Source organism: Microbacterium testaceum, from assembly GCF_001476655.1.
In the GTDB taxonomy this organism is placed as follows: domain Bacteria; phylum Actinomycetota; class Actinomycetes; order Actinomycetales; family Microbacteriaceae; genus Microbacterium; species Microbacterium testaceum_C.
The window spans coordinates 1-4,096 of record NZ_LDRT01000064.1 but is presented as its reverse complement, the minus strand read 5'-3'; the positions used below and the strand labels follow the sequence as shown (position 1 = coordinate 4,096).

Annotated in this window: 5 protein-coding genes; 1 reads left to right on the top strand and 4 read right to left on the bottom strand. The window is 70.1% G+C overall.

Annotation, left to right across the window (positions count from 1 at the left end; translation table 11 throughout):
- The 3 genes from NS220_RS10165 to NS220_RS10155 all read right to left on the bottom strand — a co-directional run.
- Window positions 1–1,449 (bottom strand): peroxidase family protein (locus tag NS220_RS10165; protein ID WP_346335419.1); only part of this gene is annotated, 1,449 nt, incomplete at its 3' end.
- The gene (locus tag NS220_RS10160) at window positions 1,446–1,907 is read right to left on the bottom strand and encodes a Fur family transcriptional regulator (RefSeq protein ID WP_058623959.1); all 462 of its coding nucleotides are present in this window, start codon (window positions 1,905–1,907) and stop codon (window positions 1,446–1,448) included. The genes NS220_RS10165 and NS220_RS10160, both read right to left, overlap by 4 nt.
- Window positions 1,908–1,970: 63 nt before the next feature.
- The gene (locus tag NS220_RS10155; protein WP_058623958.1) at window positions 1,971–2,966 is read right to left on the bottom strand and encodes a stage II sporulation protein M; all 996 of its coding nucleotides are present in this window, start codon (window positions 2,964–2,966) and stop codon (window positions 1,971–1,973) included.
- Window positions 2,967–2,982: 16 nt separating this feature from the next.
- On the opposite strand from NS220_RS10155, the gene NS220_RS10150 reads away from it, so the two are divergent.
- Window positions 2,983–3,801, top strand: coding sequence for an RDD family protein (locus NS220_RS10150; protein WP_058623957.1), 819 nt, complete (start codon window positions 2,983–2,985; stop codon window positions 3,799–3,801).
- Window positions 3,802–3,807: 6 nt separating this feature from the next.
- On the opposite strand, the gene NS220_RS10145 is transcribed toward NS220_RS10150, so the two are convergent.
- Window positions 3,808–4,014 carry a DUF3499 family protein gene (locus NS220_RS10145; RefSeq protein ID WP_013583633.1) on the bottom strand — a complete coding sequence of 69 codons (207 nt, stop codon included), beginning with the start codon at window positions 4,012–4,014 and terminating at the stop codon, window positions 3,808–3,810.
- Window positions 4,015–4,096: the final 82 nt, after the last annotated feature.

The following is a 4,096-nucleotide window of genomic DNA, read 5'->3' as shown; positions in this document are numbered from 1 at the left end:
CTGCTGCACCGTGAGGCCGCTGTCGAGGATGCGCTGCTTGAGCACCGTGGCATCCGCCTCGTCGATCAGCGGGTGGTCGACGGCCGGAACGGGGTCCTGCCACACGAGCACCTCGGCGGGCACCTCGGAGCCGAGGTAGCGCTCGCGCGGGCCCATGTCGCGGTGGGTCAGCTTGAACCAGGCGCGGGCGAAGGCATCCTGGAACGCGGCCGGGTCTTCGAGGAAGCGACGGGAGATCTTCTCGTAGGCCGGGTCGACGCGCAGAGCCAGGTCGCTCGTGAGCATGCGGGGCTCGCGGCGTCCCTCGGAGTGGGCGAGAGGCACCATGTCGGCGCCGCCGCCGTTGACGGGACGCCACTGGTGAGCGCCCGCGGGGCTCTGGAAGAGCTCCCACTCGTAGGCGAACAGGATGTGGAAGAACTCGTTGTCCCAGCGCGTGGGGTGGTAGGTCCAGGTGACCTCGAGGCCCGACGAGATCGTGTCGTCGCCCTTGCCGCTGCCGAAGTCGCTCTTCCACCCGAAGCCCTGGTCTTCGATGTCGCCGGCCTCGGGGTTGGGGCCGACGTGCGAGTCGCTCGCCGCGCCGTGCGTCTTGCCGAAGGTGTGACCGCCGGCGATCAGCGCGACCGTCTCCTCGTCGTTCATGGCCATACGGCCGAACGTCTCGCGGATGTCGTTCGCCGACAGCTGGGGGTCGGGGTTGCCGTTGGGGCCTTCCGGGTTGACGTAGATGAGGCCCATCTGGACCGCGGCGAGCGGGCGCTCGAGCTCACGGTTGCCCGTGTAGCGCTCGTCGCCGAGCCACGTGGTCTCGGGACCCCAGTACACGTCGTCGTCGGGCTCCCACACGTCGGTGCGGCCCCCGGCGAAGCCGAAGGTCGGGAAGCCCATGTCCTCCAGCGCGACGTTGCCGGCGAGGATCATGAGGTCGGCCCACGAGATCGCCTGGCCGTACTTCTTCTTGACGGGCCAGAGCAGGCGACGCGCCTTGTCGAGGTTGACGTTGTCGGGCCAGCTGTTCAGCGGGGCGAAGCGCTGCATGCCCGCGCCCGAGCCGCCGCGACCGTCGGTCACGCGGTACGTGCCGGCACTGTGCCACGCCATGCGGATCATGAGGGGGCCGTAGTGACCGAAGTCCGCGGGCCACCAGTCCTGCGAGGTCGTCATGACCTCTTTCAGGTCCTGCTTGACGGCGTTCAGGTCGAGCGCCTCGAAAGCGGCGCGATAGTCGAAGCCCTCGTCGAGCGGGTCGCGCAGCGCGTTGTTCTTGGCGAGGATCTTCACGTTGAGGGATTCGGGCCACCACACGCGGTTGGCGGATCCCTGGGTCGGGTGGGGCAGGGCGCCGGCGGGTTCGCTGTCGGCGGGGGCTTCGCCCACCGGCAGTCGGTTGTCGTCGGGGGCGGCTCCATCGTGGAAAACGGGGCACCCGTTCAGAGCGTCGCTCATCGGGATCCTCTCGGTCGTTCGGCTTCGGACGTTGCTCGACAATCGGGGCAGACCCCCCAGAACGTCACTTCGGCGGTCTGGATGGAGAACCCGCTTCCCTCCGGTATGTGCAGGCACGGCGCTTCCCCGACGACGCAGTCCACGTCGTCGATGCGTCCGCATTCGGTGCACACCACGTGGTGGTGGTTGTCACCGACGCGCAGCTCGAACGTGCCGGCATGACCGGCGGGTTCGATGCGGCGGGCGAGACCCGCGTCGGCGAAGTCGCCGAGCGCGTTGTACACCGATTGCTTGCTCGTGCCGGAGAGCGTCCCGCGGATGCCGTCGTACACGGCGTCCGCGGTGGCGTGCGGGCGGGCGCGGAGGGCTTCGAGAACGGCGACCCGTGTCGCCGTCACCCGCAGCCCGGCACCGCGGAGGAGCTCATCCGCGGTGGCGTCCGTCCGATCGTCGAGCATGCGACCACTGTACCTTTTTTTGAGTGAATCAAAAATGACACGCGGGGGAACGAACGGATGCCGTCAGCCCGCCGTGAGCGTGGGGGTCCCCGCCTCGTACTCGGTGAGGTCTCCCGTCTCCCCCGCCCGGCCGGCCTTCCTCCCGACCCACAGCATGTAGAACAAGAACACTCCGAGGGCGACGGCGCCGATCGCGATCTTCACCTGCCAGGGCCACTCGCGCGGCGTGACGAACCCCTCGACGATGCCTGACAGGGCCAGAGCGAAGACGAGCCCCACCGCGACGGTGGCGAGGGACCGCCCCTCGGCGGCGAGCGCCGCCGCCCGCGTCCTCCGCCCGGGAGCGACCCACGCCCAGAAGATGTGCAACCCGGCGGCCCCGGCGACGAAGATCGCCGTGAGTTCGAGAAGACCGTGCGGAAGGATGAACTGGAAGAACACGTCCGTGCGGTCGAAGGCGATCATGATCGCGGCCGACTGTCCCACCCCGATGGCGTTCTGCATCATCGCCGTCAGCGGCCAGATGCCCGTCACCCCGAACAGCACGCACTGCGCGGCGATCCAGGCGTTGTTGGTCCACACCGACCCCGCGAAGATCGCATTGGGGTTCTCGCGGTAGTAGCTCACGAATTGCTCGTCGGCGTAGTTCTGCAGTTCGCTGCGGTTCCCGAGAGCGGCGACCGTGGCCGGGTCCCCCGAGATCCACAGGGCCACCATCGTCGCGACGACCACGAAGCCGACCGCGACCGCGAGAGTGCTCCACCGCACGCGGTACAGCGCCGCCGGCAACTGGAGCAGGAAGAACCGCGGCATCTGCTTCAGCACGTTCTCCCGCACGCCCGTGAGCCGCAGTCGCGTGCGCGCCAGGAGGATCGAGACGTAGTCCCCCTGGGGCGTGCGACCGGCAGAGGTCTTGATGTCGGCGAGATCAGCGGATGCCGCGCGGTACCGCGTCACGAGCTCGTCCACCTGGTCGCCGGTGAGGCGTCGCGCGCGGCCCAGCTCGTCCAGACGCGCCCACTCCTCGCGGCGGGCGGCCGTGAGAGCGTCGAGGTCCATGTGGTCAACTGTACGCATGGCTTCGTCCACGGCATCCTCCCGCTTCGTCGACACCGCGTCCGAGGAGATCCTCACCGGTGAAGCGGTCGCTCTCGATGTCCAGCCGCTCGGGTTCTTCCTGCGCGCCCTCGGCTGCCTGATCGACATGCTGGTGGGCGTCGTTCTGCTGATCGGCGGCGGCCTCCTGCTCGTCACGATGGCGGCATCCGGAGCCCTTCCCGACAGCGCCCTTCGGATCGGGATCATCACCCTGATCGTGTTGGTCATGGTCGTCCTCCCCACCACCGTCGAGACCCTGTCCCGCGGACGGAGCCTCGGCCGCCTCGCGGTCGGTGGACGGATCGTGCGCGTCGACGGCGGCGCGGCGGGGTTCCGCGCGGCGTTGATCCGGGCCCTGGTCGGCGTTCTCGAGCTCTGGTTGACCCTCGGCGGCATCGCCGCTGTCGTGGGCATGTTCACGCCGCGTGCTCAGCGTCTCGGCGACCTCGTCGCCGGCACCGCGAGCGAGCGGACCCGCACGCGCCCCCTCCCGCCGCCGGCACCGGGATTACCGGCGGGCTGGGAGTCCTGGGCGGAAGTCGCCGACGTCTCGCGGCTCCCGGATCGGCTCGCCGCCCGGCTGTCGCAGTTCGTCCGGGGCGCGGAGCTTCTCGACCCGGCAGCGCGGGTCCGGATCGCCGGTTCTCTGGCCGACGCCGTGGCTCCGTTCGTGTCGCCGCGCCCCCCGGCGGATCCCGAGGCGTTCGTGCGCGCCGTCGCGTCCGTGCGACGGGATCGGGAGTACCGCACCCTCGTGATCGAACGCGAGCGTGCGGCGAGTCTCACCGGCCGCTGAGCAGGCTCAGGCGCGCAACGTCTCGTGGCGGACGACGACCCAGCCGCGCGGCACGGACAGACGATCGGCGTGGATCGCGCAGAGGTCGTGCGCGTGCGGATCGTCGACACGACCCAGGGGGCCGAGAGCCGCCATCTGGTCGCCGTAATCGTAGGTGAGGGTGCTCATCGCCTCGCGGGCGCATCCCACCTTCGAGCAGAGTCTGTCGCGCATCGCGGGCTACGTTAGTCCGCCCGCCTGTCGCGGCCCGCGCGCCGCGCCGCGATTCCCCGCGCTCCACCGCCCGCCCCCGACG

What these genes read in the sequence shown, in the direction of transcription:
- NS220_RS10150 (WP_058623957.1), top strand. Translation starts at nt 2,983, where the DNA reads ATGGCTTCGTCCACGGCATCCTCCCGCTTCGTCGACACCGCGTCCGAG.
- NS220_RS10145 (WP_013583633.1), bottom strand. Translation starts at nt 4,014, where the DNA reads ATGCGCGACAGACTCTGCTCGAAGGTGGGATGCGCCCGCGAGGCGATG.
- NS220_RS10160 (WP_058623959.1), bottom strand. Translation starts at nt 1,907, where the DNA reads ATGCTCGACGATCGGACGGACGCCACCGCGGATGAGCTCCTCCGCGGT.
- NS220_RS10155 (WP_058623958.1), bottom strand. Translation starts at nt 2,966, where the DNA reads ATGGACCTCGACGCTCTCACGGCCGCCCGCCGCGAGGAGTGGGCGCGT.